The organism is Streptomyces tsukubensis (assembly GCF_003932715.1).
In the GTDB taxonomy this organism is placed as follows: domain Bacteria; phylum Actinomycetota; class Actinomycetes; order Streptomycetales; family Streptomycetaceae; genus Streptomyces; species Streptomyces tsukubensis.
In genome coordinates this window covers 2,757,938-2,781,712 of sequence record NZ_CP020700.1, presented here as the reverse complement: position 1 = coordinate 2,781,712, position 23,775 = coordinate 2,757,938, and the positions used below count along the sequence as shown (strand labels likewise).

Genomic DNA, 23,775 nt, shown 5'->3' with positions numbered 1-23,775 from the left:
GGCAGGTAGGTGCGACCATCGGAGTGCGCCGCCGAGGCCAGCGTCCCGTACGCGACCTCGGCGGTGGAGCGACAGAGCTAGGGAAAGCAGAGGAATCCGGCCATGGCAACGGCGCCAAGCGTCTCGTACTCGATGACGGTCCGGCTGGAGGTGCCCGCGAGCGGAACCGCGGTCTCCCAGCTCACCACGGCGGTGGAATCCTCCGGTGGATCCGTCACCGGCCTCGATGTCACCGCCTCCGGGCACGAGAAGCTGCGGATCGACGTGACGATCGCGGCCACCTCCACCGCCCACGCCGACGAAATCGTCGAGGGCCTGCGGTCCATCGAGGGCGTCGTCCTCGGGAAGGTGTCCGACCGGACCTTCCTGATGCACCTCGGCGGCAAGATCGAAATGCAGTCGAAGCACCCGATCCGCAACCGCGACGACCTCTCGATGATCTACACGCCCGGCGTCGCCCGGGTCTGCATGGCCATCGCCGAGAACCCCGAGGACGCCCGCCGCCTCACCATCAAGCGGAACTCGGTCGCCGTGGTCACCGACGGCTCCGCCGTGCTCGGCCTCGGCAATATCGGCCCCAAGGCCGCCCTGCCGGTCATGGAGGGCAAGGCCGCCCTCTTCAAGCGGTTCGCCGGGATCGACGCCTGGCCGCTCTGCCTCGACACCCAGGACACCGACGAGATCGTGGCGATCGTCAAGGCGATCGCGCCCGGATTCGCCGGGATCAACCTGGAGGACATCTCCGCCCCCCGCTGCTTCGAGATCGAAGCCCGGCTGCGCGAGGCCCTCGACATCCCCGTCTTCCACGACGACCAGCACGGCACCGCCATCGTGGTCCTCGCCGCGCTGACGAACGCGCTGCGCGTGGTCGGCAAGGCCGTCTCGGACGTACGGGTCGTCATGTCCGGGGCCGGCGCCGCCGGTACGGCCATCCTCAAGCTGCTGATCGCCGCCGGGGTCAAGCACGCCGTCGTCGCCGACATCCACGGCGTGGTCCACGCGGGCCGCCACGATCTGGTCGACGCCGCGCCGGGCTCCGCCCTCCGCTGGATCGCCGACAACACCAACCCCGAGGGCGCCACCGGCACCCTCAAGGAGGCCGTGGTCGGCGCCGACGTCTTCATCGGCGTCTCCGCGCCCAATCTGCTCGGCGCCGAGGACGTCTCCGCGATGGCCGACGACGCCATCGTGTTCGCGCTCGCGAACCCGGACCCGGAGGTCGACCCCGCGGTCGCCCGCCGTACCGCCGCCGTCGTGGCCACCGGCCGCTCCGACTTCCCCAACCAGATCAACAACGTGCTGGTCTTCCCGGGCGTCTTCCGCGGTCTGCTGGACGCCCAGTCCCGGACCGTCAACACCGAGATGATGCTCGCCGCCGCCGCCGCCCTCGCGGACGTCGTCACCGAGGACGAGCTGAACCCGAACTACATCATTCCTTCGGTCTTCAACGACAAGGTCGCGGGTGCCGTCGCCGGTGCCGTGCGGACCGCGGCCAAGGCCGCGGCCGCCGATGTGACGGCTGCCACCCCCGTCTGACCTCGGGTCTTCGGCGCGTCGCGGGGTGCGGCGCGCCTGCCCCCGATCTAGGGTGGCCGGAAGCATGGGCCCGCGCGGCTGCGTTGCGTCCCCGCCGTGTCGACGCAACGTCACCACGGCGGGCCGGTGGCGCTTTTCGTGTGATCCAGGAGGGTGCCGGATTGGCGTTCCCGCCATTGGTGGAGGCAGGATGCTGCTCCGAGGACCCGCGTCCCTGGGGAGATTCCACCGGACAGGGCGGGGCCCGCTGACGGACCCCCTGACCGGTGGACTGTCAGAGGGCCCTGGCAGCATCGGCTTCGATCTCACGCCTCACAGGCAAAAGAAACACGGGAGTAAGAACATGAACCGCAGTGAGCTGGTGGCCGCGCTGGCCGACCGCGCCGAGGTGACCCGCAAGGACGCCGACGCCGTGCTGGCCGCCCTCGCCGAGACCGTCGGTGAGGTCGTCGCCAAGGGCGACGAGAAGGTCACCATCCCCGGCTTCCTGACCTTCGAGCGCACCCACCGTGCCGCTCGCACCGCGCGCAACCCGCAGACGGGCGACCCGATCCAGATCCCCGCGGGCTACAGCGTGAAGGTCTCGGCGGGCTCGAAGCTGAAGGAAGCCGCCAAGGGCAAGTAACCCTTCCGGCCGAACGGCCCGAACGGCGTCGAGGGCGGTCACCAGGGCCTGGTGACCGCCCTTTCGCGTACCCGCGCGGACGGGTATGCGTGTTGGCCGTGCCCGTTGCCTCGCCGTCCGTGGCCGCAGGCCGTACGCCCGTACGGAGCAGTCCGGCCGCCTCCTCGTGTACCGGCCTCTCGCGTACCGGCCCCTCTCGTACCGGTCCGGCGCGCCGCCCGCGGCCGTACGGAGACGCCCGGGAGGCACCCGTACAAAAAGGGCCGGGACGCCCCCCCCACAGGAGGAGCGCCCCGGCCGCGGACCGTCCGACGGGATTACAGAAGCGAACCCGCCTTGGGCAGTTCCACCTTCGCGCCCAGATCGCCCAGCTTGGCCATGAAGTTCTCGTAGCCCCGGTTGATCAGGTCGATACCGTGCACCCGCGACGTGCCCTGGGCCGCCAGCGCGGCGATCAGGTACGAGAAGCCGCCCCGCAGGTCCGGGATGACCAGATCCGCGCCCTGGAGCTTGGTGGGGCCGGAAACGACGGCCGAGTGCAGGAAGTTGCGCTGGCCGAACCGGCAGTCGGAGCCGCCGAGGCACTCGCGGTACAGCTGGATATGGGCGCCCATCTGGTTGAGCGCGGAGGTGAAGCCCAGCCGGGACTCGTAGACCGTCTCGTGGACGATGGAGAGCCCGGACGCCTGGGTGAGGGCCACCACCAGCGGCTGCTGCCAGTCGGTCTGGAAACCGGGGTGGACGTCCGTCTCCAGGTGGATCGCGTTGAGGGAGCCGCCCGGATGCCAGAACCGGATGCCCTCGTCGTCGATCTCGAACGCGCCGCCCACCTTGCGGTAGGTGTTGAGGAACGTCATCATCGACCGCTGCTGCGCGCCGCGGACATAGATGTTGCCCTCGGTGGCCAGCGCCGCGGACGCCCAGGACGCGGCCTCCAGCCGGTCCGACAGCGCCCGGTGGGTGTAGCCGGAGAGCCGGTCCACACCGGTGATCCGGATCGTGCGGTCGGTGTCCATCGAGATGATGGCGCCCATTTTCTGCAGAACGCAGATCAGGTCTTCGATCTCGGGCTCGACCGCCGCGTTGGACAGCTCGGTGACGCCCTCGGCGAGTACCGCGGTCAGCAGCACCTGCTCGGTGGAGCCGACCGAGGGGTACGGCAGCCGGATCTTGCAGCCGCGCAGCCGCTGCGGGGCCTCCAGATACTGGCCGTCGTCCCGCTTCTCGATCTTCGCGCCGAACTGGCGGAGCACGTCGAAGTGGAAGTCGATCGGCCGGCCGCCGATGTCGCAGCCGCCGAGACCGGGGATGAAGGCGTGGCCCAGCCGGTGCAGCAGCGGTCCGCAGAAGAGGATCGGGATCCGGGACGAACCCGCGTGGGCGTCGATGTCCGCGACGTTGGCCGACTCCACATGCGTCGGGTCGAGGATCAGTTCACCGGGCTCGTCGCCGGGGCGGACGGTCACCCCGTGCAGCTGGAGCAGCCCCCGCACCACCCGCACGTCGCGGATGTCGGGCACATTGCGCAGTCTGCTCGGTTCACTGCCGAGAAGAGCGGCGACCATCGCCTTCGGCACCAGGTTCTTGGCGCCGCGGACGCGGATCTCGCCCTCCAGCGGGGTTCCGCCGTGGACAAGCAGTACATCGTCTGTGCCGGTCATGAATCTCGCGTTCCGGAGTGGTCGGGCAGGGGGCCAGAGAAAAGGGTAAGGGGCCCGTGCCCGTGCGCGGTCAGGGCGGGGAGGGCCGGACAGGTCATGATTCGGGTACAGCACCCTCGGTCAGTGCCTTCTCGCGGAGCGTCACCGCCGGGGCCGGGTCCCGCGGCGGGCACCGATGCGGGATCATTGCCCGCATGACCGAGGTGTCCTCGCTCACCGGGCGACTGCTCGTCGCCACCCCCGCCCTCGCGGACCCGAACTTCGACCGCGCGGTCGTCCTGCTGCTCGACCACGACGAGGAGGGCTCCCTCGGCGTGGTCCTCAACCGGCCCACGCCCGTCGGCGTCGGCGACATCCTCCGGCCGTGGGAGGACCTCGCCGGGGAGCCCGGGGTGGTGTTCCAGGGCGGTCCGGTCTCCCTCGACTCCGCGCTCGGGATCGCCGTCATCCCCGGCGAGGAGGGGCCGCTCGGCTGGCGCCGGGTGTACGGCGCGATCGGGCTGGTCGATCTGGAGGCGCCGCCGGAGCTGGTCGGCGCGGCGCTCGGCTCGCTGCGGATCTTCGCCGGGTACGCGGGCTGGGGCCCCGGCCAGTTGGAGACCGAGCTGGAGGAGGGCGCCTGGTACGTGGTGGAGTCCGAACCGGGCGATGTGTCGTCGCCGCGGCCGGAGCAGCTGTGGCGGGCGGTGCTGCGACGGCAGCGCAGCGAGCTGGCGATGTTCGCGACGTATCCGGACGATCCCTCCCTCAACTGACGGTACGGCCGGGGTCCGGCCGTACCGTGATCCGGGTGCTGTACGGGCCTTCGGGGATGGCGCTTCCCCTGCCCGGGACCCGGGTACCCTTGGAGTTCATGAGCACTCTTGAGCCCGGGCAGGGGACAGGGACGGGAACCCTCGTAGAGCCGACGCCGAAGTTGTCCCACGGCGACGGTGATCACGAGCGCTTCGCCCACTACGTCCAGAAGGACAAGATCATGGCGAGTGCCCTCGACGGCACTCCCGTGGTGGCGCTGTGCGGAAAGGTCTGGGTGCCGGGGCGCGACCCCAAGAAGTACCCGGTCTGTCCCCTCTGCAAGGAGATCTACGACTCCATGGGGCCCGGCGGCGACAAGGGCGGCAAGGACAAGAAGTAGGCCTTTCCCCGCGGATCCCGTCTCTCGTGGATCCCGTCCGCTTGCCGATCGGTCCGGTCGGTCCGGTCGGTCCGGTCGAGGAACGGTGCGTACGGTCCGGCGCCGGGAGCCGTCCCGTCGGTACGGGCGCAGGGTCCGGTCGGGATGGTCGGAATCCGGCCATGATCGGAGCGGTGCCGGGGTGATTTCGGCCCGCCCGGACATGGTTCCGCCGCAGCGGTAATCCTTCTTCACGGCCCTGGGGGCACGCGAGTCGCGTGCCCCCAGGGCCGTTTTTGCTGTCTTCCGGGCTTTTTGTCGCTCGTTGCACAGGATGCTTCGCCCGGTCACAGAGTGGTTGAGACCACTTGTCGATGCGTTTGAGCCGTTCTATGTTCACCGGTGTTGTGCAGCACGAAACACGCGTTGCATATGTCGCAACGCGCTTCGCACTCTCTCCGAGGGACCGCCAATGAAGCTCCGCTCCCGCATCGCCGTACCGGTCACCGCTTTCGTCCTCGCCGGCCTCACCGCCACCGCCTGCGCCCCCCAGACCTCCGACAACAGCTCGTCGAAGGACGAGAAGTCCGGCACGCTGCGGGTCTGGCTGTTCCAGGAGGTCAACAACGACCCCAAGAAGAAGGTCGTGGACGAGGCGATCGCCGGCTTCACCAAGAAGCACAAGGACACCAAGGTCGAGGTCGAGTACATCCCGGTCGAGACCCGTGCGCAGCGCATCAAGGCCGCCTTCAACGACCCGAAGAGCGCGCCCGACGTGATCGAGTACGGCAACACGGACACCGCCGGTTACGTCAAGGACGGCGGGCTCGCCGATGTGACCAAGGAGTTCGGCGAGTGGGCCGACGCCAAGGACACCGACCCGACGGCCAAGCAGTCCGTCACGGTCGGCGGCAAGGTCTACGGCGCCCCCTTCTTCGTCGGCGTCCGCGCGCTGTACTACCGCACCGACGTCTTCAAGGAGCTGGGCCTCAAGCCGCCGGCCAGCCAGGCGGAGCTGATCGCCACGGCCAAGCAGATCCGCAAGGCCAAGCCGCAGATGTACGGTCTCGCGGTCGGCGGCACCTACCTCTACGGCGCGATGCCGTTCATCTGGTCCAACGGCGGTGAGATAGCCACCGAGAGCGGCGGGAAGTACCAGGCCGCGATCAACAGCGCCGAGGCCCAGAAGGGCATCACGGCGTACACGTCCCTCTTCGGCGACGACAACTGTCCCGCCGCCAAGTGCGCGACGATGGGCGGCAACGCCACCGTCACCGCCTTCGCCTCCGGCACCGCCGGCATGGCCATCGGCGGCGACTTCAGCCACGCGGCCGTCGAGGCCGGCGCCGTCAAGGGCAAGTACGCGGTCGTCCCGCTGCCCGGCGTCAAGTCCGGCGAGATCGCCCCCGCCTTCGCGGGCGGCAACAACATCGGTGTCCTCAAGAGCAGCTCCCACCGCACCCTCGCGGTCGACCTGATGAAGTCCTTCGCGGACAAGAACGTCCAGCGCAAGCTGTTCGACGCCATGGGCTTCCTGCCCACCTACACGGACGTCCGCAACGAGGTCGCCGCCAAGGAGCCCTTCGTCAAGCCGTTCGTCGACACGCTCTCCTCCGGGGCCAAGTTCGTCCCGGCCTCCTCGGCCTGGGGCCAGATCGACGCCTCCACGGTCCTGCCCACGATGTTCCAGGAGATCGTCAGCGGCAAGAAGAACGTCGCAACGGCCGCGGACGACGCCGCCAAGAAGATGGACGCCGCGTTCTCGGCCGCGGGCTGACCGGACCGGACCCCGACGGAACCGGAGAGCACACCGATATGACGCACGAAGCGACAGCGGAGCCGGGCGCGGTGAAGACCGCCGCCCCGGCTGCGGCCGGCGCCCCCGACGGGCGCCGGCCCGGCCGGGGCGGTAAGCGGCGGGGCGGCGCGGGGCGGCGCGGCAGCGGGTGGACGCCTTGGCTGTATCTTGCGCCCGCGCTCGTCGTCCTCGCCGGACTGCTGGTCTACCCGATCTACCAGCTCGGCCTGATTTCCTTCCTCGAATACACCCAGGCCCAGGTCAGCGGCGGTGAACCCACCACCTTCAAGGGGCTGGGCAACTACCAGGAGCTCTTCTCCGACCCGCAGTTCTGGGACGTCCTGCTGGCGACGGTGGTCTTCGCCGCCGCCTGTGTGATCGCCACCCTGGCCGTCGGCTGCGCCCTGGCCGTCCTGCTCACCAGGATCCGGGCGCTGCCCCGGCTGCTGCTGATGATGGCCGCGCTGGGCGCCTGGGCGACCCCCGCGATCACCGGCTCCACGGTCTGGGTCTTCCTCTTCGACCCGGACTACGGCCCGGTGAACCGGCTGCTGGGGCTCGGCGACCACTCGTGGACGTACGACCGGTACAGCGCGTTCGCCCTCGTCCTGTTCGAGGTCGTCTGGTGCTCGTTCCCGTTCGTCATGGTGACCGTGTACGCGGGCATCAAGGCGATCCCCTCGGAGGTGCTGGAGGCGGCTTCGCTGGACGGCGCCTCCCAGTGGCGGATCTGGCGTTCGATCATCGCGCCGATGCTCCGGCCCATTCTGGTGGTCGTCACCATCCAGTCGATCATCTGGGACTTCAAGGTCTTCACCCAGATCTATGTGATGACCTCCGGCGGCGGAATCGCCGGACAGAATCTCGTCCTCAATGTGTACGCGTACCAGAAGGCCTTCGCCTCCTCGCAGTACAGCCTGGGCTCGGCCATCGGCGTGGTGATGCTGCTGATTCTGCTGGCCGTCACGCTCGTCTATCTGCGGCTCATGCGACGCCAGGGAGAAGAACTGTGAGCAGCACCGTGAACGCTCCCGCGAACGAGCCGGACGATTCCCCCGGCGCGGTCTCCGCAACGGTGTCCGAAGAGCCGGCCGGGAACCCGACCGGGAAAGCAGCCGGGACAGCTGCCGGGAAAGCAGCCGGGAAAGCAGCAGGGAAGGCGGCAGGCGGCTTTGCGGCCCGCCGCAGGGGGCCGCTGATCCGCCGCCCCTGGCGGCTCGCCGCCGAGATCTCGGCCGTTCTCATCGCGGTCGTGGTGGCCTTTCCGCTCTACTGGATGGTGCTGTCGGCGTTCAAGCCGGCGGGCGAGATCCAATCCACCGACGCCAAGCCCTGGACATTCAATCCGTCCCTGGACTCTTTCCGCCGGGTCTTCGAGCAGCAGGAATTCGGGCGGTATTTCCTCAACAGCCTGATGGTGGCCGGAGCGGTCGTCCTGGCGTCCGCGCTGATCGCGTTCCTGGCGGCGACGGCGGTCACCCGCTTCCGCTTCAAGTTCCGTACGACGCTGCTCATCATGTTCCTGGTCGCGCAGATGGTCCCGATCGAAGCGCTGACCATTCCGATGTTCTTCCTGATGCGCGATCTGGGGCAGCTCAACACCCTCTGGTCGCTGATCCTGCCGCATATCGCGTTCTCCCTGCCGTTCGCGATCTGGATGCTCCGGGGATTCGTCAAGGCGGTCCCCGAGGCGCTGGAGGAAGCCGCCTACATCGACGGCGCCAGCCGTACCCGCTTCCTGTGGCAGATCCTGTTCCCGCTGGTGTTCCCCGGTCTCGTGGCCACCAGCGTGTTCTCGTTCATCTCCACCTGGAACGACTTCCTCTTCGCGAAGTCGTTCATCATCAGCGACACTTCCCAGTCGACGCTGCCGATGGCGCTGCTCGTCTTCTTCAAACCGGACGAGAACGACTGGGGCGGAATCATGGCCGGGTCGACCGTGATGACGATCCCGGTGCTGATCTTCTTCGTACTCGTACAGCGGCGGCTGGTCTCCGGACTGGGCGGCGCGGTCAAGGACTGAGCGGTACCGGAGGACCGGCGGTACGGGAGGACCCGGCGCCGCCGGACGGCCCGAGACGACCTGAGACGAACTGAGACGACCCGAGAGGAAGGCTGAAGACGGTATGAGCGACACAGCAGCGACGGCGGGAGCCGGGGAGCGTACGGCAGGCTCGGCGGGCCCCGTGGGGGCCGCCGGGCTGATCCCCGCCCCGGTGTCCGTCACCGCGGTGCCGGACGGCGGGGCGTTCACCCCCGACAGCGCCACCGCGCTCGCCGCGGGCCCGGGCACGGAGACCACGGAGCGCTGGCTGCGGGGCACCGTCGGCGGCGCCCTCGGACTGCCGCTGCCGCCCGGCCCGGCCGGGGCGCCCAACACGGTGACGCTCGTCGTCGACGCGGAGCTGGCGCCCGAGGCGTACCGCCTGACCGTCACCGCCGGTACGGGGGTGGAGATCCGCGGCGGCAGCGGCGCCGGAGTGTTCTGGGGCGCCCAGACCCTGCGCCAGCTCCTCGGCCCCGGCGCCTTCCGGGCCGCGCCCGGCGCCGGATCGGCGATCCCCGCGATCCCCGCGCAGACCGTCGAGGACGAGCCGCGGTTCGGCTGGCGCGGGCTGATGCTGGACGTGTCCCGGCACTTCACCGCCAAGAGCGACGTCCTGCGGATGCTCGACCTGATCGCCGCGCACAAGCTGAACGTCTTCCACTTCCACCTCACCGACGACCAGGGCTGGCGCATCGAGATCAAGCGCCACCCCCGGCTCACCGAGGTCGGCGCCTGGCGGCCGCGGACGAAGTGGGGCCACCGCGCCTCGGAGCTGTGGGACGAGAAGCCGTACGGCGGTTACTACACCCAGGACGACATCCGGGAGATCGTCGCGTACGCCGCCGAGCGGCATATCCGGGTCGTGCCCGAGATCGACCTCCCCGGGCACTCCCAGGCCGCGATCGCCGCCTATCCGGAGCTCGGCAACACGGATGTCGTCGACACCGCGAAGCTGGAGCCGTGGGGCGACTGGGGCGTCAGCCCGAACGTGCTGGCCCCCACGGAGAACGTCCTGCGGTTCTACGAGGGCGTGCTGGAGGAGGTCCTGGACCTCTTCCCGGCCGAGGTCTCGCCCTTCGTCCACATGGGCGGCGACGAATGCCCCAAGGACCAGTGGAAGGCGTCCCCGGCGGCACAGGCCCGGATCGCGGAGCTGGGCGTCGGCGACGAGGACGGCCTCCAGTCGTGGTTCATCCGCCACTTCGACACCTGGCTGGCCGAGCGCGGCCGCCGGCTCATCGGCTGGGACGAGATCCTGGAGGGCGGGCTCGCACCGGGCGCCGCGGTCTCCTCCTGGCGCGGCTACGGCGGCGGTATCGAGGCCGCGCGGGCGGGCCATGACGTGGTGATGTGCCCCGAGCAGCAGGTCTATCTGGACCACCGCCAGCACGGCGGGCCGGACGAGCCGATGCCGATCGGCTTCGTCCGCACCCTGGAGGACGTCTACCGCTTCGAACCCGTTCCGCCGAGCCTGGAACCGGAGGCGGCGGCCCGGGTCCTGGGCACCCAGGCGAACGTCTGGACCGAGGTCATGCAGGACCGTTCCCGCATCGACTACCAGGTCTTCCCGCGGCTCGCGGCCTTCGCCGAGGTCGCCTGGTCGCCGCTGGGCGCCCCGGCGGACCGGGACTGGGCCGGATTCGAGGGCCGGATGGGCGCGCACTATCCGCGTCTTGAGGCGCTCGGCGTCGACTACCGGCGCCCCGCCGGTCCGCTGCCCTGGCAGAAGCGCCCGGGCATCAAGGGCCGCCCGATCGAAGGGGCCCCGCCGAACGTGTGACACGTCGCTGCCGGGGCCGCATCCCGGTGTGCGACGGGGCCGGGTGCCGGGCTGTGTCCCGGTGTCCGGCCCCTTCGGCATGCCCCGACGGTCCGGCCGCTCCGCCTCCCCCGCCGGGGAGTGCCCGCCGCGGTGGGCGGAAGCGGGAGTTCTCCACCGGGACCGAGTGTTTCGGGTACTCCCGGGCGTGCCATGCCATTTCGGGCTCTGCGGGGGATGCCGGATGGCGCGGGTGAAAGGGGTGCATCGGGGTAGTAAAGGTGGCATCTGTCGTGGACGGGTCCTTCGTGGACCCTCCCGCCGGTCGGTCCGGAAGATGTGCCAGAGTTGCCACGTCCGGGCTGTGAGCACGTACGGTACGGCAACACAGGCGGGACGCCGGTACACCGGGAAGGGGCAGCTAGGTGACCACGCACGCACCGCGGACATCGCAGTCGGTGACGCTGCCGGGTTCGCTCGACGAAGCCGTGGCTGCGCTGGCGGCCATGCCTGCGGCCGTACCGGTCGCGGGCGGCACCGACCTCATGGCCGCGGTCAACCGGGGGCAGTTGCGGCCCGCGGGGCTCGTCGGCCTCGGCCGGATCAGCGAGCTCCGGAGCTGGCGCTACCAGGACGGCGGACACGCCCTCCTCGGCGCCGGACTCACCCACGCGCGCATGGGGCGGCCCGACTTCGCCGCGCTGATCCCCGCGCTCGCCGCGTCCGCGCGCGCGGCCGGACCGCCGCAGATCCGCAACGCGGGCACGCTCGGCGGCAATATCGCCTCCGCAGCGCCCACCGGGGACACCCTGCCCGTGCTCGCCGCCCTGGAGGCCGAGCTGATCATCGCGGGCCCCGGCGGCATCCGCCGGGAGATCCCCGTCGCCCATCTGCTGACGGGCCGCGATCTGCTCGGACCCGCCGAACTCATCGGCTTCGTCCGGGTCCCGCTGCTCCATGCGCCCCAGGTCTTCCTGAAGGCCACCGGACGCACCGGTCCCGGCCGGGCGACCGCCTCGGTCGCGGTCGTCCTCGACCCGCAGCGGCGCGGGGTGCGCTGCGCCGTCGGCGCCATCGCGCCGATGCCGCTGCGCCCGCTGGAGGCCGAGCGCTGGATCGCGTCGCTGATCGACTGGGACGGCGAGCGCGGGCTCGCGGCCGAGGCGCTGGCGGCCTTCGGCGAGTACGTCGCCGCCGCCTGCATCCCGGATCCGGAACCGGCCGCCGCGGGCGAGGAACAGCAGGTGCTGTCGCCCGCGGTACTGCATCTGCGGCGCACGGTCGCCGCGCTGGCCCGGCGTGCACTGGGGAGGGCGCTGTCGTGAACGGCTCCAACGACAACATCAACGGCACCGACGGCAATCCGGCTGACGACCACCGTGTGCAGGGCGGTGAGCACCCAGGGGAGCACCAGCACGGGCATCAGCATCAAGGGCGCCATCCGCAGTACCCGCAGCAGCCGGGGCACGGCGGCTGGCAGCCCATGCCCCAGGGCGCGTTCGACCACGAGGCCACCGCGTTCGTCCAACTGCCCCCGGAGGAAGCGCTGCACGCCGCGCCGCTGGAGGCGCCGGGCCACGGCTACGTACCGCCGATGATTCTGCCGCTGACGCCCGTCGCCGATCCCCAGGTGCCGCCGGAGGCCCGGCTGCCCGAGGACCACGGCCACGGGCACGCCCCGGGGCAGCCGCACGGCGGCTGGCCCGAGCCCGCCGCGCCCTACGCGGACGCGCCGCACCGCCCGCACGATCCGCACGCCACCGGCCAGTGGGTCTTCCCGGACGTCACGGACCAGCAGGGCGCCGGGCCCGCGACCGATGTCACCGGGCAGTGGACCATCCCGGTCGCCCGCGGCGATCTCCCCGAGGAGACCGGCGAGTACACCACCGCCATGCTCCAGGGGCAGCAGTGGCACGCGCCTGCCCCGGAGGCCCACGACGTGCCCGCGGCCCCCCAGGACACCCTCCCGGGCGCCACGGAGGCGTCCTGGGCCTCGGGGGCGCCCGCGACCCTGCCGGGCGGCGCGTCCGCGCCGTGGGCGCCGGAGCCGCACCTGCACGCCGGGACGGTCACGCACCCGGAGGCACCGGAAGCGGTCGAGCACGGCGGTCCGGCCGGTTACGCCCCGCCGGTGGAGACTGCGGACCCCGCCGGGCAGCCCGCCGTACCGCAGACTGCCGCGCCCGCCGTCGAGCAGCCGGCCGGACACCCGGCCCATCCACCGGCCGCCGAGGCCCCCGAGCCGGAGCCCGCACCCGAGCCGGAAGCCGAAGCCCCCGCCGCCGAGACCGAGCCCGAACCGGAGCCGGAAGCCGAGCCGGAGGCCACGGCCGACCCCCACCCGGAACTCGAACCGGAACCGGAGCCGGAACCCGAGTCCGCGGCGCCCGCGCCCGAACCCGAACCCGAAACCTCACTCGAACCGGTCGTCGCCGACTTCGAGGAGCACCCGCCCACCTCGTACGTCCTGCGTGTCAACGGCACCGACCGGCCCGTCACCGACGCCTGGATCGGCGAGTCCCTGCTGTACGTGCTCCGCGAGCGCCTCGGCCTCGCGGGTGCCAAGGACGGCTGCTCCCAGGGCGAGTGCGGAGCCTGCAACGTCCAGGTCGACGGCCGGCTCGTGGCCTCCTGCCTGGTGCCCGCCGCGACCGCCGCCGGAACCGAGGTCCGTACGGTCGAGGGACTGGCCGCCGACGGCGAACCCTCCGACGTCCAGCGGGCCCTGGCCGAGCAGCGGGCCGTCCAGTGCGGCTTCTGCATCCCCGGCATGGCGATGACCGTCCACGATCTGCTGGAGGGCAACCACCGCCCCACCGACCTGGAGACCCGTCAGGCGCTCTGCGGCAACCTCTGCCGCTGCTCCGGCTACCGCGGGGTGCTGGACGCCGTGCACCAGGTCGTCGCCGAGCGCGAGGCGAGCGCCGCGGCGGCGGAGGAGGGCGCCGGATCCCCGGCGGAGGCCCCCGGCCCGGAAGCCCGCATTCCGCACCAGGCGCCGCCCGGCGCGGGTAGTGTGCAGCCCCACCCCCATGACGGAGGCATGGCGTGACCACCGACGCCACGGCGACCACCACCGCGACGCTCCGGACGGCAGCGGTCTCCGGACCCGGCTCCGAACCGGTCCCCGGGCCGCCGCCCCACGGCCTCGGCACCTCGCTGCCCCCGGCCGACGCCCGCGCCAAGACCGGGGGCACCTTCCCGTACGCCTCCGACCTCTGGGCCGAAGGCCTGCTGTGGGCCGCGATCCTGCGCTCGCCGCATCCGCACGCCCGCATCACCTCCGTCGACACCTCGGCCGCGGAGCGGATGAAGGGCGTCCGGGCCGTCATCACCCACCGCGATATCCCGGGTGACAGCGCCTACGGCCGCCGGATCGCCGACCGCCCGGTCTTCGCCGCCGAACTGGTCCGCCACCACGGCGAGGCGATCGCCGCCGTCGCCGCCGACCACCCGGACACCGCCCGGCTGGCCGCCGCCGCCATCGCCGTCGAGTACGAGCTCCTGGAGCCCGTCACCGACCCCGAACTCGCCTTCGAGGCACAGCCGCTCCACCCCGACGGCAATCTGATCCGGCACATCCCGCTCCGCTACGGCGACCCCGATGTCACCGGCGAGGTCGTCGTCGAGGGCCTCTACCGCATCGGCCGCCAGGACCCCGCGCCGATCGGGGCCGAGGCCGGACTCGCCGTCCCCCGCCCCGACGGCGGCGTCGAGCTGTACGTCGCCTCCACCGACCCGCACACCGACCGGGATCTGGCCGCCTCCTGCTTCGGCCTCGAACCGGACCGGGTGAAGATCGTCGTCACCGGGGTGCCCGGCGCCACCGGCGACCGCGAGGACCCCGGCTTCCAGCTTCCGCTGGGCCTGCTGGCGCTGCGCACCGGCTGCCCGGTGAAGCTGACCGCCACCCGCGAGGAGTCCTTCCTCGGGCACGCCCACCGCCACCCCACCCTGCTCCGCTACCGCCACCACGCCGACGCCGAGGGCCGGCTGGTGAAGGTGGAGGCCCAGCTCCTGCTGGACGCGGGCGCCTACGCCGACTCCTCGTCGGAGTCGCTGGCCGCGGCCGTCGCCTTCGCCTGCGGCCCCTACGTCGTCCCGCACGCCTTCATCGAGGGCTGGGCCGTCCGCACCAACAACCCCCCGTCGGGCCATGTCCGCGGCGAGGGCGCCATGCAGGTCTGCGCCGCCTACGAGGCGCAGATGGACAAGCTGGCGAACAAGCTCGGCATGGACCCCACCGACATCCGGCTCCGCAACGTCCTGGCCACCGGCGACATCCTGCCCACCGGCCAGACGGTCACCTGCCCGGCGCCCGTCGCCGAACTGCTGGAAGCCGTACGCGACCATCCCCTCCCCGCGCTGCCGAAGGACTCGCCCGAGGACGACTGGCTGCTGCCCGGCGGACCCGAGGGCGCGGGCGAGCCCGCCGCCGTCCGCCGGGGCGTCGGCTATGCCCTCGGCATGGTCCATATGCTGGGCGCGGAGGGCACCGACGAGGTGTCCACGGCCACGGTCAAGGTCCAGGACGGCACGGCCACGGTCATCTGCGCGGCCGTCGAGACCGGATCCGGATTCAGTACGCTCGCCCGCCAGATCGTCCAGGAGACCCTCGGCGTCGACGAGGTCCACATCGCCTCCGTCGACACCGACCAGCCCCCGGCGGGCGCCTCCTGCCACGGACGCCACACCTGGGTTTCGGGCGGTGCGGTCGAGCGCGCCGCGAAGATGGTCCGTACGCAGCTCCTCCAGCCACTGGCGCACCAGTTCGGCATGTCCACGGAGCTGCTCCAGATCGCCGACGGCAAGATCACCTCGTACGACGGGGTGCTCTCGGTCACCGTCGCGGAGGCCCTGGAGGGCAAGGAGCTGTGGGCGACCGCGCAGTGCCGCCCGCATCCGACCGAACCGCTCGACGAGGCCGGTCAGGGCGATGCCTTCGTCGGTCTGGCGTTCTGCGCGGTGCGCGCGGTCGTCGACGTCGACATCGAGCTGGGCGCGGTCCGGGTGGTGGAGATGGCGGTCGCCCAGGACGTCGGCCGGATCCTCAACCCGGCGCAGCTCGCGGTCCGGATCGAAGCGGGCGTCACCCTCGGGGTCGGTACGGCCCTGACGGAGAACCTCCGCACCAACCGCGGCGTCGTCCGCCGCCCCGATCTGACCGGCTATCCGCTGCCGACGGCGCTCGACGCGCCGGACATCCGGATCGTGAAGCTGGTGGAGGAGCGGGACGTCGTCGCCTCCTTCGGCGCGAAGCCCGTGAGCGCGGTGCCGGTGGTCACGTCCCCGGCGGCGGTGGCGGCGGCGGTCCGCGCGGCGACGGGCCGCCCGGTCAACCGCCTCCCGATCCGCCCGCAGGCGGCGGTGGCCCACACGTAACTCCGGCGCCGGTGGAAATGCGTGGAGAAAGCCCGGGGCCCGTGCATAGCGTCGCCCCATGACCGATCACCACCACGCCCCTTTCGCCCCTGCCGCGCCTGCCTCCGTCGTTCTCGTCACCGGCATCATGGCCGCCGGGAAGTCCACCGTCGCCCAGGCCCTGGCCGAGCGGCTGCCCCGTTCCGCGCACGTCCGCGGCGACGCGTTCCGCCGGATGCTGGTGTCCGGCCGGGCGGACATGGGCGCGGACGAGGCCGGCCGGGCGGAGGTGCTGGAACAGCTCAGGCTCCGCCACCGGATCGCCGCGCACACCGCCGATCTGTACGCGGAGGCGGGCTGGACGGCGATCGTCCAGGACATCGTGATCGGGGAGGAGCTTCCCGCGTTCGTCTCCCTGGTCCGCACCCGCCCGCTGTACGTGGTCGTCCTCGCCCCGGACGCATCGGCGGTCGCGGCCCGGGAGGAGCAGCGCCCGAAGACCGGTTACGGACTGGGCTGGACCCCGGAGGGCATGGACGCGCTGCTGAGGGCGGAGACGCCGAGGATCGGGCTCTGGCTGGACTCGGCCGGGCTGACACCGGCGGAGACGGTGGACGCGGTGATGGCGCGGGCCGGGGAGGCGAGGGTGGAGTAAGGGGTACGGGGCGCCTGCGGGGCGCCGGGCGGAAGGCGGCGTACCACCGGCGCAGCGGTCGTAAGCGTCTTGAGTGCACCGGCCGCGGCAGAGCGCGACGGCCTCCGGACAGCGCAAGTCCGGCCGCCCCCCTTCCGCCGGAGGGGGACGGCCGGACCCGTTCCCTGTTGCCATGGGCGCTGCCATGGGTCGCCCGCCCGAAGGCGGGACGGACCGAGACCGTGACCGGAATCGAACCGGCGTAACTCGTTTTGCAGACGAGTCCCTGAACCTCTCGGGTACACGGTCGTGAGTTTCTCCCGCCGGGTTTCCCCTGTGCTCCACCCGGCCGGGCCTTCCCTCTGGTCACGACCGTAGGCCCCACCCGCGTTGTGGACCAAGGGAATCGGGTGCCCCGCAACACGACCGCCATGCTCCGTTCACAGACCCCGCTCCGGGACTAGGTCGAAGGGATGAAGACGATCCCCGCCCCGCGACAGGTTCCATCGTTGGCTATGCCACTTACCCTGGGCTGATGAGCGCCCTCGAACCCCGTGGCCCGGAGGTCACCCAGCAGCCCGCAGGACCCGTCATATCCGCCTCCCAGGAGCGTCCCCTCGCCGTGGACACCGGACCGGACGCCCTTCGGCCGGAGGACGGGGTGCTCAGCCGTACGTACCGGGCGCTCAGCATCGGGATCATCGCGGTGGTGCTGCTGATCGCCTTCGAGGCGACGGCCGTGGGCACGGCGATGCCGGTCGCGGCACGGGAGCTGAACGGCGTCGAGGTGTACGCGTTCGCGTTCTCGTCGTACTTCACGACCAGCCTGCTGGGCATGGTGGTGGCCGGGCAGTGGGCGGACCGGGACGGTCCGCTGCGCCCGCTGGCCACCGGTATCGCGGCCTTCGCCGTCGGCCTGGTGCTGTCGGGGACGGCGACGGCGATGTGGCTGTTCATCCTGGGCCGGGCGGTGCAGGGGCTGGGCGGCGGTCTGGTGATCGTCGCGCTGTACGTGGTCATCGGGCGGGCGTACCCGGAGCATCTGCGGCCGAAGATCCTGGCGGCGTTCGCGGCGAGCTGGATCATTCCGTCGATCGTGGGCCCGCTGGCCTCGGGGACGGTGACGGAGCAGCTCGGCTGGCGCTGGGTGTTCCTCGGCATTCCGGCGCTCGTGGTCTTCCCGCTGGCGCTGGCACTGCCCGCGATCCGGCGGATGACAGCGGGCCCGGCCGACCCGTCGGCGCCGCGGGCGCCCTTCGACCGCCACCGGATCCGGCTGGCGCTGGCCATCTCCATCGGCGCGGGACTGCTCCAGTACTCGGCCCAGGACCTGGTCTGGCTGTCGCTGATCCCGGCCGCGGCCGGTGCGGCGCTGCTGGTGCCCGCGGTCCTGGGGCTGCTGCCGAAGGGCACGTACCGGGCGGCGCGCGGACTGCCGTCGGTGGTGCTGCTGCGGGGTGTGGCGGCCGGTTCGTTCATCGCCGCGGAGTCGTTCATTCCGCTGATGCTGGTGACCCAGCGCGGCCTCTCCCCGACGATGGCGGGCTTCTCCCTGGCGGCGGGCGGGCTGACCTGGGCGGCGGGTTCGTTCCTCCAGTCGCGCCCGCGGATGGAGCCGTACCGCGAGAAGCTGATGGCCACGGGCATGGTGCTGTGCGGTCTGGCGATCGCCGCGGCCCCGACCGTACTCATCGACGCCGTCCCGGTCTGGACGCTGGCGATCACCTGGGCGCTCGGCTGCTTCGGCATGGGCATGGTGATCGCATCGACGAGCGTGATGCTGCTGAAGCTCTCCGCGCCCGAGGAGGCCGGGGCCAACTCGGCGGCGCTCCAGATCTCCGACGGCCTCTCCAACATCATGCTGCTGGCGGCGGGCGGCGCGGCGTTCGCGGCCCTGGGCGGCGGCGCGGTGGGCCACCACGCGGCCACGGCGGCCTCGTCCTCGGGCGGCTCCCACCCGGCGGCGTTCGCGGTGGTCTTCATTCCGATGGCGCTGGTGGCGATCCTGGGCGCATGGGTGACGACGCGCCTGAAGCCGCCGGTGGCCGAAGCGGTGTGAACGGCCCCCGATAGGGTCGGGCCCCCGTACCGAGACAGGGAGCGGACGTGCCGACGGACATCGTGATCGCGCAGACGACCATCGACGACGAGGGCAGGGCGGAGGCACTGGCGCTGGGCGCGGTGGAGGCCCGCCTCGCGGCCTGCGCCCATGTCGACCCGCCGGTCAAGGCGGTCTACCGCTGGCAGGGTGCCGTCCAGGTGGAGAGGGAGTGGCGGATCACGTACAAGACGGCCCGCGACCGGCTGCCCGCGCTGGCGGAGTGGGTGGCGTCGGAGCACCCGTACGAGGTGCCGGAGTGGATCGTGCTGCCGGTGGACGGGGGCTCGGAGGCGTATCTGCGGTGGGTGGCGGAGGAGAGCGCGGACGCCTGACGTGTCCCGGGCTCAGCGCAGGGGCAGCAGCATGAGGTCATGGAGGTCCGCACCCTCCCCGGGGTCGGCCGCGCCGACTCTGCCGTACCCCCAGGAGCGGTAGGCGGCCGCGGCGGCCGTGTTGCCGGAGTGCACATTGAGCAGCACCCGCTCGCAGTCGACACCGGCGATGACGGCGTCGTGCAGCCTGCGGGCGATCCCGCGCCTGCGCCAGGCCCCGCGCACCGCCAGCTCCATCAGCCCGAAGGTGCGCTGCCCGTCCTCGCGCCGCAGCTCGGCGTCGACGGGTTCGAGGAGGTTCCCCCACCACGGGGTCTCGGGCGGCAGCGGATGCCCGTACGCGATCCCCACGGGATTCCCCGCCCCGTCCCGGGCCAGGGCGCCGCGGAACCCGGCCCTGCGGGTCTGCGCCGCGAAGCGCCGGAACGCGTGTGCGACGTCGTCGTCGGTCTCGTGGTGCGGGGGCTCCGCGAACACCTCCGCGTAGACGGTCCGGAAGGCTTCTTCGGCCCGTGCGGTGGCGGGGCCGTCGAGGCGGGTGACGGTGACGGTCCCGGGTAGCGGGGTCATACCGGATCAGGCCCTTCGGTCGGCGGATCATGCACACTGCTGTGCCTGCCGACGGGGCCGGGGCCGGGGACCGGCCGGATACTCCGCTGCCCCGGCGGACGGCCCGTCCATCTTCTCCTGTACGGGCCATGGCGAGCCCTATCACCGGGACATGGCGCGAGGACCCGGTACTTTCGCGCCTGCCCCGCCCGGCCCGGAGCCGTTCGGATTCCGTCTGCTCTCCCTCCGTCCGTATGACGCCCGTCCCTCCCGCTGAGTACGGTGCTGGAAAGCGTCCGAGCGGATGGAGCCCGAGCATGCTGGAAGAGCCCGAGGAGATCGGCCGCCGGGTGCGGCGGGCGCGGCTGCGCCTGGGGATGCCGCAGGCGGATCTCGCCGCCGCACTCGGGCGGACCCAGGGCTGGGTGTCCAAGGTCGAGCGCGGGCTGATCGAACTCGACCGGGTCGGACTCCTCAACGAGGTCGCCGCCGAACTCCACGTCCATCCGAACGATCTGATCGGACGGCCCTACAACAGCTCGCCGGAGGAGAACCAGTGGCAGATCGCGGCCTCGGCCATCCTGCGTGAACTGCGGAGCTACGACCTGACCCCGGTCTTCGACGGAACACCCCGCTCGTCCCGCGAACTCTGGCGGCAGACGGAACGGCTCCACCGGCTGCGGGACTCGGCGGCGAACGTGGCGATCCTCCGCGTCCTCCCCGATCTGTTCCGGGAGGCGCGGGCGCTCGCGGAGGTCTCCACCGGACAGGAACGGCAGGAGGCGTACGCGATCTACGCGGTCTGCTGCAAGTTCGCCCACACCGCGGCGCACGCGCTGGGCCACCCGGAACTGATCGCGATGGCCTGCGAACGGGCGGCGTGGTCGGCCCGGCTCTCCGGAGACTCCGTCCTGCCCGCGGTGGCGGACTGGATGCGGGTGTGGGACATGTGGGCCACCGCCGACTGGGACGACGCCGTCGCCCTGTCGGACCGGGCACTGGGAAGCATCCGGCAGGAGTACGAACGGGGCGACGAACTCGCCGTACGCGCCTGGGGGACCCTGCATCTGCGGGCGGCGGTCTCCGCGGCGCGCGGCGGCAGGCCTGCGGAAGCGCTGGAGCGCATCGACCACGCCCGTACCGCGGCCGGCCGACTGGGCGACCGCACCGGCCCCCCGGCGTACGACCGGCACTCCCTGACCTTCTCGGCGGGCAACGTCGAGATCCACGCGATCAGCGTGGCCCTGGAACTCGGCGAACACACCACGGCTCTGGCCGCCAACCGCACCACCGACCCCGCCTTGGTCGCCGCCCTCCCCAACTCCCGGCGCGGCCACCACCACATGGACCTGGCCCGCGCGTGGCTCTGGGACGGTAGCCGGGACAAGGCCCTCGCGGAACTGGAGACCGCGGAGCATCTCGCACCGCAGCTGGTGCGCAACCACCCTGTGGCCCGCGCGACGCTCCGCAGCCTGGTCTGCGCCGAGCGCACGACGACCCGCGAGAAGCTCCGCCGGATGTCGAACCGGTTCCACCTGGACGGATAAAGCAGTATTCCTCCGAGTCATATACGCCCTGTGACGGTTGCCTAACGTCCCGTACATGACTCGACGAGGCGATGCCCGGCCTCGCCCTTCCGGCGAGGACCCGGGCACAACGCCACTCTTCCGTCCGCTCCTCGGTGACCTGGTCCTGGACACCGGCAAGGGCGGACGCGTCGGTGTCGTCATCGCGCTGCCCGGCGACGGCAGGAAGACGTATCAGCTCTGTTCCTCGGACGGTGCCGAGAAGTGGTCCGCCGCGCAGGACGGTGCATCGCTGCAGCCCGTGCCGCCGGAGGCCGTGGACATTGGGCTGCGGCCGTGCGACACACCTCTGGTGTGCCGGGTCTGCCGACGGGGTTCGAGCGTTCGGCTGGTCGCCGCGGTTCCCACCACCGGCGGCCCGGACCGCCCTGTGTACGCGTGCGCCGCACACGCCGACGAACTGCGCCGGACCCTGGCCCAGTCGCTCACGAGGGGCGGCGATTCGCCGTGAGCACCCCCTACCGCATGGACTGGTGCACTCGCTGCGGGCGGCCCGTCGAAGCCACCGAGGAGAACGAGGTCTTCGACGGCTTCTCCGCCTCCGGCGCCCGGCCCGCTCTCTACGCGCACCCCGACTGCGACACCGCCCCGCCCCCGCCGCCTCCCGCCCGGCGGCGGTCTTGAGACCGGGTCCCGGCCCGGTGTCCCCGTCCCGGGCCGGGCCCCCCGCACCCGAGGAGCCGACGCAGCCATGCGCGCACTCGTCACCCGACTCGCCGCACGCCTCGCGTGCGCCCGGCGCCCGAGGCCGGGCCGCCACACCGCCGGCCATCTCCGCGCCGCCCAAGCCCCGGGCGCCCGTGCCACCCGTCACGGCACCCGCACCCCGCGGACCCCGACCCTCCCCGACGCCCCCGTGAGTCCCTGGCACCGGCCCCTCACCGGGCCCACCCAGGCCCAGGCCCGGAGCTTCTTCGTCCGGCAGGCCGCGACCCCGCTCCGGACCCGCTTTCTGCACCGCGGCCACCGCACCCTCTACATCGCACCCCAGGGCCTCGACCTCCCCCTCCTCGTCCTCCTCGCCGGACCTCCGGCTGCCCGCCGCGAGACGTGCTGCGTCTGCGGGCGCCCCACCGCCGCTCCCGTGGCGATACGGGACGTCGTGGCCCCCGGAGGCCGTACCCGCACGCTCTACGCCTGCCCCCACCACGTCGACGCCCGCCTGACCGGCCCCGGAGCCGACGACCACCGCACCCCGTGACAGCCGGGAGCCTCCGCGCGAGGCCCTTGCGCCCGCGCGGAAACCACCCGGAAACACCCCGCCCTGTTCCATCGGCGCCATGCATCCCGACCCCCCAGCAGCATCCCGGCGAACCCTCCTCCGCTCCGTGGGCGTTGCCGCCCCTCTCTGCACCCTCACCGGCCGCGGCACCGGCCCGGCCGCCGCCCACGACCGCCGGGCCCCGGCCGGGCGGATACCGGAGGAACTGCTTCCAGGCGGTGCGTACGACCGGTTCGTCGCCCGCCTGGCCGCGGAGGACCGGTTCTCCGGAACCGTGCTGCTGAGCCACCGCGGACGCCCGGTGCTCTCCCGCGCCTACGGAATGGCCGACAAGGAGCGGTCGCTGCCGAACCGTACGGACACCGCCTTCGCGCTCGCTTCCGCCTCCAAGCCGTTCACCGCCCTGGCCGTGCTCCAGCTCGCCCAGCAGGGCCGGATCGACCTGTACGGGACGCTGGGCACCTATCTCCCCGGATTCCCGCCCGCGATCGCCGGCACCGTCACCGTCCACCAGCTGCTCACCCACACCTCCGGCATGGGTGACCTGCTCGACAACCGCGAGTTCCTCGACCACGCCGGCACCTGGACCAGCGCCGAAGAAGTCACCACCGAGCTGCTGAAGATCATCCGCAAGCAGCCGCTGGAGTCCGCACCCGGCACGGCCCACCGGTACAGCAACAGCGGATACGACACCCTCGGCGCGATCGTCGCAGCGGTCTCCGGAGAACCCCTCCACACCTACGTACGCCGCCATGTCTTCGCCCCCGCCGGTATGACGCGCAGCGACTTCTGCACCCGGCCGCAGTGGCTGACGGACGAACGCATCGCCCATCCCTACACGCTCGACGCGTCCGGACGGCGGATCGACGCCGTCCGCACGGGAGTGGGCGCGGCACGCATGTTCATCGGCACCGGCGGGGGCAACGCCTTCTCCACCGGCCCGGACCTGATCCGATTCGCCCGCGCACTCCTCGGCGGCCGACTGCTCGACCCCGCCTGGACCGAACTCTTCCTGGGCGCGAAGCTGCCCCTGCGCCCACGCGGTGCCCCGATCCCCGGCATTCGGGGCTTCATGTCCTACGGCGCGCCGTCCCCCCTGGTGAACGGCCACCGGCTCTTCACCCACGGCGGGGGAGCGGCGGGCGAATCGACGAACTGGACCCTCTACCGCGACCTGGACTGGTGCGGTGTCGTTCTCGCCAACTACGACGGGATCGACCTCGCGGCGATCATCGACCAGGAGCGGACACCTCTCTGCGGTCCGACCGGTGGGGGGAGGTGACGTGTTCCCTGCCTGCCCCGGCCGCGACGCCGCCCTGACCGGCGCCGGAGCCGAAGCCACCTCCGTCGGAGCGCGTACGGCCCCGTGTGAGGTAGGTCGCACCCGGCACCGCACCGGCCTCGTCCGGCCCGGGGCGGTCCGGGTGCACCGGTAGGGTGGCCCGGTTGT

Annotated in this window: 21 protein-coding genes and 1 tRNA gene; 19 read left to right on the top strand and 3 right to left on the bottom strand. The window is 72.1% G+C overall.

All coding sequences use genetic code 11. The features are described 5' to 3' along the window. Window positions 1-102 precede the first annotated feature (102 nt). Together B7R87_RS10650 and B7R87_RS10645 are read left to right on the top strand one after the other, a co-directional pair. Complete coding sequence (locus B7R87_RS10650; RefSeq protein WP_006349038.1) at window positions 103-1,536, top strand: NAD-dependent malic enzyme; 1,434 nt, start codon at window positions 103-105, stop codon at window positions 1,534-1,536. 343 nt (window positions 1,537-1,879) lie between these two features. After that, window positions 1,880-2,161: an HU family DNA-binding protein gene (locus tag B7R87_RS10645; protein ID WP_004571953.1), complete on the top strand. Its 282-nt coding sequence runs from the start codon at window positions 1,880-1,882 to the stop codon at window positions 2,159-2,161. A 317-nt stretch (window positions 2,162-2,478) separates the two neighbouring features. Here the strand turns inward: B7R87_RS10645 and murA are convergent, their stop codons facing one another. Then, the gene (murA, locus tag B7R87_RS10640) at window positions 2,479-3,822 is read right to left on the bottom strand and encodes a UDP-N-acetylglucosamine 1-carboxyvinyltransferase (protein WP_006349039.1); all 1,344 of its coding nucleotides are present in this window, start codon (window positions 3,820-3,822) and stop codon (window positions 2,479-2,481) included. Window positions 3,823-4,016: 194 nt separating this feature from the next. Between murA and B7R87_RS10635 the strand changes: the two genes are divergently transcribed. The 10 genes from B7R87_RS10635 to B7R87_RS10590 all read left to right on the top strand — a co-directional run bounded on the left by B7R87_RS10635 (window position 4,017) and on the right by B7R87_RS10590 (window position 16,556). Then, window positions 4,017-4,577, top strand: a complete 561-nt coding sequence (locus B7R87_RS10635) for a YqgE/AlgH family protein (RefSeq protein ID WP_006349040.1) — start codon at window positions 4,017-4,019, stop codon at window positions 4,575-4,577. A gap of 98 nt (window positions 4,578-4,675) precedes the next feature. Next, entirely contained in the window at window positions 4,676-4,957 is a 282-nt protein-coding gene (locus tag B7R87_RS10630) for a DUF3039 domain-containing protein (protein WP_040916167.1), read from the top strand. Window positions 4,958-5,408: 451 nt separating this feature from the next. After that, a complete protein-coding gene (locus tag B7R87_RS10625) occupies window positions 5,409-6,713 on the top strand; it encodes an extracellular solute-binding protein (RefSeq protein ID WP_006349042.1) in 1,305 nt (434 codons plus the stop codon). A gap of 38 nt (window positions 6,714-6,751) precedes the next feature. Beyond that, window positions 6,752-7,747: a carbohydrate ABC transporter permease gene (locus B7R87_RS10620; protein ID WP_130584642.1), complete on the top strand. Its 996-nt coding sequence runs from the start codon at window positions 6,752-6,754 to the stop codon at window positions 7,745-7,747. A 182-nt stretch (window positions 7,748-7,929) separates the two neighbouring features. After that, window positions 7,930-8,757 carry a carbohydrate ABC transporter permease gene (locus B7R87_RS10615; RefSeq protein WP_040916170.1) on the top strand — a complete coding sequence of 276 codons (828 nt, stop codon included), beginning with the start codon at window positions 7,930-7,932 and terminating at the stop codon, window positions 8,755-8,757. A gap of 103 nt (window positions 8,758-8,860) precedes the next feature. Continuing rightward, entirely contained in the window at window positions 8,861-10,561 is a 1,701-nt protein-coding gene (locus B7R87_RS10610) for a beta-N-acetylhexosaminidase (protein WP_130584641.1), read from the top strand. A gap of 404 nt (window positions 10,562-10,965) precedes the next feature. Beyond that, window positions 10,966-11,865 carry an FAD binding domain-containing protein gene (locus tag B7R87_RS10605; RefSeq protein WP_006349046.1) on the top strand — a complete coding sequence of 300 codons (900 nt, stop codon included), beginning with the start codon at window positions 10,966-10,968 and terminating at the stop codon, window positions 11,863-11,865. Between the two features lie 158 nt (window positions 11,866-12,023). Continuing rightward, a complete protein-coding gene (locus B7R87_RS10600) occupies window positions 12,024-13,592 on the top strand; it encodes a 2Fe-2S iron-sulfur cluster-binding protein (protein ID WP_130584670.1) in 1,569 nt (522 codons plus the stop codon). Further along, on the top strand, window positions 13,589-15,922 hold the full coding sequence (locus B7R87_RS10595) for a xanthine dehydrogenase family protein molybdopterin-binding subunit (protein WP_006349049.1): 2,334 nt from the start codon (window positions 13,589-13,591) through the stop codon (window positions 15,920-15,922). Before B7R87_RS10600 ends, B7R87_RS10595 begins: the two co-directional genes overlap by 4 nt. A 58-nt stretch (window positions 15,923-15,980) precedes the next feature. Next, window positions 15,981-16,556, top strand: coding sequence for an AAA family ATPase (locus B7R87_RS10590; protein WP_006349050.1), 576 nt, complete (start codon window positions 15,981-15,983; stop codon window positions 16,554-16,556). Window positions 16,557-16,772: 216 nt separating this feature from the next. Here the strand turns inward: B7R87_RS10590 and B7R87_RS10585 are convergent. Then, window positions 16,773-16,844 (bottom strand) — tRNA-Cys (locus B7R87_RS10585). Between the two features lie 226 nt (window positions 16,845-17,070). On the opposite strand from B7R87_RS10585, the gene B7R87_RS10580 reads away from it, so the two are divergent. Then, window positions 17,071-18,594 (top strand): MFS transporter, encoded by a 1,524-nt coding sequence (locus B7R87_RS10580; protein WP_006349051.1) that lies wholly within the window; start codon window positions 17,071-17,073, stop codon window positions 18,592-18,594. A 47-nt stretch (window positions 18,595-18,641) separates the two neighbouring features. Continuing rightward, window positions 18,642-18,968, top strand: coding sequence for a divalent-cation tolerance protein CutA (gene cutA, locus B7R87_RS10575; protein WP_006349052.1), 327 nt, complete (start codon window positions 18,642-18,644; stop codon window positions 18,966-18,968). A 12-nt stretch (window positions 18,969-18,980) separates the two neighbouring features. Here cutA and B7R87_RS10570 read toward each other — a convergent pair whose 3' ends face one another. After that, entirely contained in the window at window positions 18,981-19,538 is a 558-nt protein-coding gene (locus tag B7R87_RS10570) for a GNAT family N-acetyltransferase (RefSeq protein WP_006349053.1), read from the bottom strand. 296 nt (window positions 19,539-19,834) lie between these two features. Between B7R87_RS10570 and B7R87_RS10565 the strand changes: the two genes are divergently transcribed. The 5 genes from B7R87_RS10565 (at window position 19,835) to B7R87_RS10545 (ending at window position 23,607) form a co-directional block, all read left to right on the top strand. Further along, complete coding sequence (locus B7R87_RS10565) at window positions 19,835-21,064, top strand: helix-turn-helix domain-containing protein (RefSeq protein ID WP_006349054.1); 1,230 nt, start codon at window positions 19,835-19,837, stop codon at window positions 21,062-21,064. Window positions 21,065-21,119: 55 nt separating this feature from the next. Then, window positions 21,120-21,554: a hypothetical protein gene (locus B7R87_RS10560; RefSeq protein ID WP_006349055.1), complete on the top strand. Its 435-nt coding sequence runs from the start codon at window positions 21,120-21,122 to the stop codon at window positions 21,552-21,554. Further along, window positions 21,551-21,727: a hypothetical protein gene (locus tag B7R87_RS10555; protein ID WP_157997775.1), complete on the top strand. Its 177-nt coding sequence runs from the start codon at window positions 21,551-21,553 to the stop codon at window positions 21,725-21,727. Before B7R87_RS10560 ends, B7R87_RS10555 begins: the two co-directional genes overlap by 4 nt. Window positions 21,728-21,794: 67 nt before the next feature. Further along, complete coding sequence (locus B7R87_RS10550) at window positions 21,795-22,304, top strand: hypothetical protein (protein ID WP_130584640.1); 510 nt, start codon at window positions 21,795-21,797, stop codon at window positions 22,302-22,304. A 127-nt stretch (window positions 22,305-22,431) separates the two neighbouring features. Continuing rightward, window positions 22,432-23,607 (top strand): serine hydrolase domain-containing protein, encoded by a 1,176-nt coding sequence (locus B7R87_RS10545; RefSeq protein WP_006349057.1) that lies wholly within the window; start codon window positions 22,432-22,434, stop codon window positions 23,605-23,607. The last annotated feature ends 168 nt before the right edge of the window (window positions 23,608-23,775 follow it).

Excerpts from the sequence above, each read along its gene's own strand:
- B7R87_RS10550 (WP_130584640.1), top strand. The coding sequence starts at position 21,795 with ATGCGCGCACTCGTCACCCGACTCGCCGCACGCCTCGCGTGCGCCCGG.
- B7R87_RS10590 (WP_006349050.1), top strand. The coding sequence starts at position 15,981 with ATGACCGATCACCACCACGCCCCTTTCGCCCCTGCCGCGCCTGCCTCC.
- B7R87_RS10580 (WP_006349051.1), top strand. The coding sequence starts at position 17,071 with ATGAGCGCCCTCGAACCCCGTGGCCCGGAGGTCACCCAGCAGCCCGCA.
- B7R87_RS10630 (WP_040916167.1), top strand. The coding sequence starts at position 4,676 with ATGAGCACTCTTGAGCCCGGGCAGGGGACAGGGACGGGAACCCTCGTA.
- B7R87_RS10650 (WP_006349038.1), top strand. The coding sequence starts at position 103 with ATGGCAACGGCGCCAAGCGTCTCGTACTCGATGACGGTCCGGCTGGAG.
- B7R87_RS10620 (WP_130584642.1), top strand. The coding sequence starts at position 6,752 with ATGACGCACGAAGCGACAGCGGAGCCGGGCGCGGTGAAGACCGCCGCC.
- B7R87_RS10610 (WP_130584641.1), top strand. The coding sequence starts at position 8,861 with ATGAGCGACACAGCAGCGACGGCGGGAGCCGGGGAGCGTACGGCAGGC.
- B7R87_RS10645 (WP_004571953.1), top strand. The coding sequence starts at position 1,880 with ATGAACCGCAGTGAGCTGGTGGCCGCGCTGGCCGACCGCGCCGAGGTG.
- B7R87_RS10635 (WP_006349040.1), top strand. The coding sequence starts at position 4,017 with ATGACCGAGGTGTCCTCGCTCACCGGGCGACTGCTCGTCGCCACCCCC.
- B7R87_RS10625 (WP_006349042.1), top strand. The coding sequence starts at position 5,409 with ATGAAGCTCCGCTCCCGCATCGCCGTACCGGTCACCGCTTTCGTCCTC.
- B7R87_RS10565 (WP_006349054.1), top strand. The coding sequence starts at position 19,835 with ATGCTGGAAGAGCCCGAGGAGATCGGCCGCCGGGTGCGGCGGGCGCGG.
- murA (WP_006349039.1), bottom strand. The coding sequence starts at position 3,822 with ATGACCGGCACAGACGATGTACTGCTTGTCCACGGCGGAACCCCGCTG.
- B7R87_RS10600 (WP_130584670.1), top strand. The coding sequence starts at position 12,024 with ATGCCCCAGGGCGCGTTCGACCACGAGGCCACCGCGTTCGTCCAACTG.
- B7R87_RS10560 (WP_006349055.1), top strand. The coding sequence starts at position 21,120 with ATGACTCGACGAGGCGATGCCCGGCCTCGCCCTTCCGGCGAGGACCCG.
- B7R87_RS10570 (WP_006349053.1), bottom strand. The coding sequence starts at position 19,538 with ATGACCCCGCTACCCGGGACCGTCACCGTCACCCGCCTCGACGGCCCC.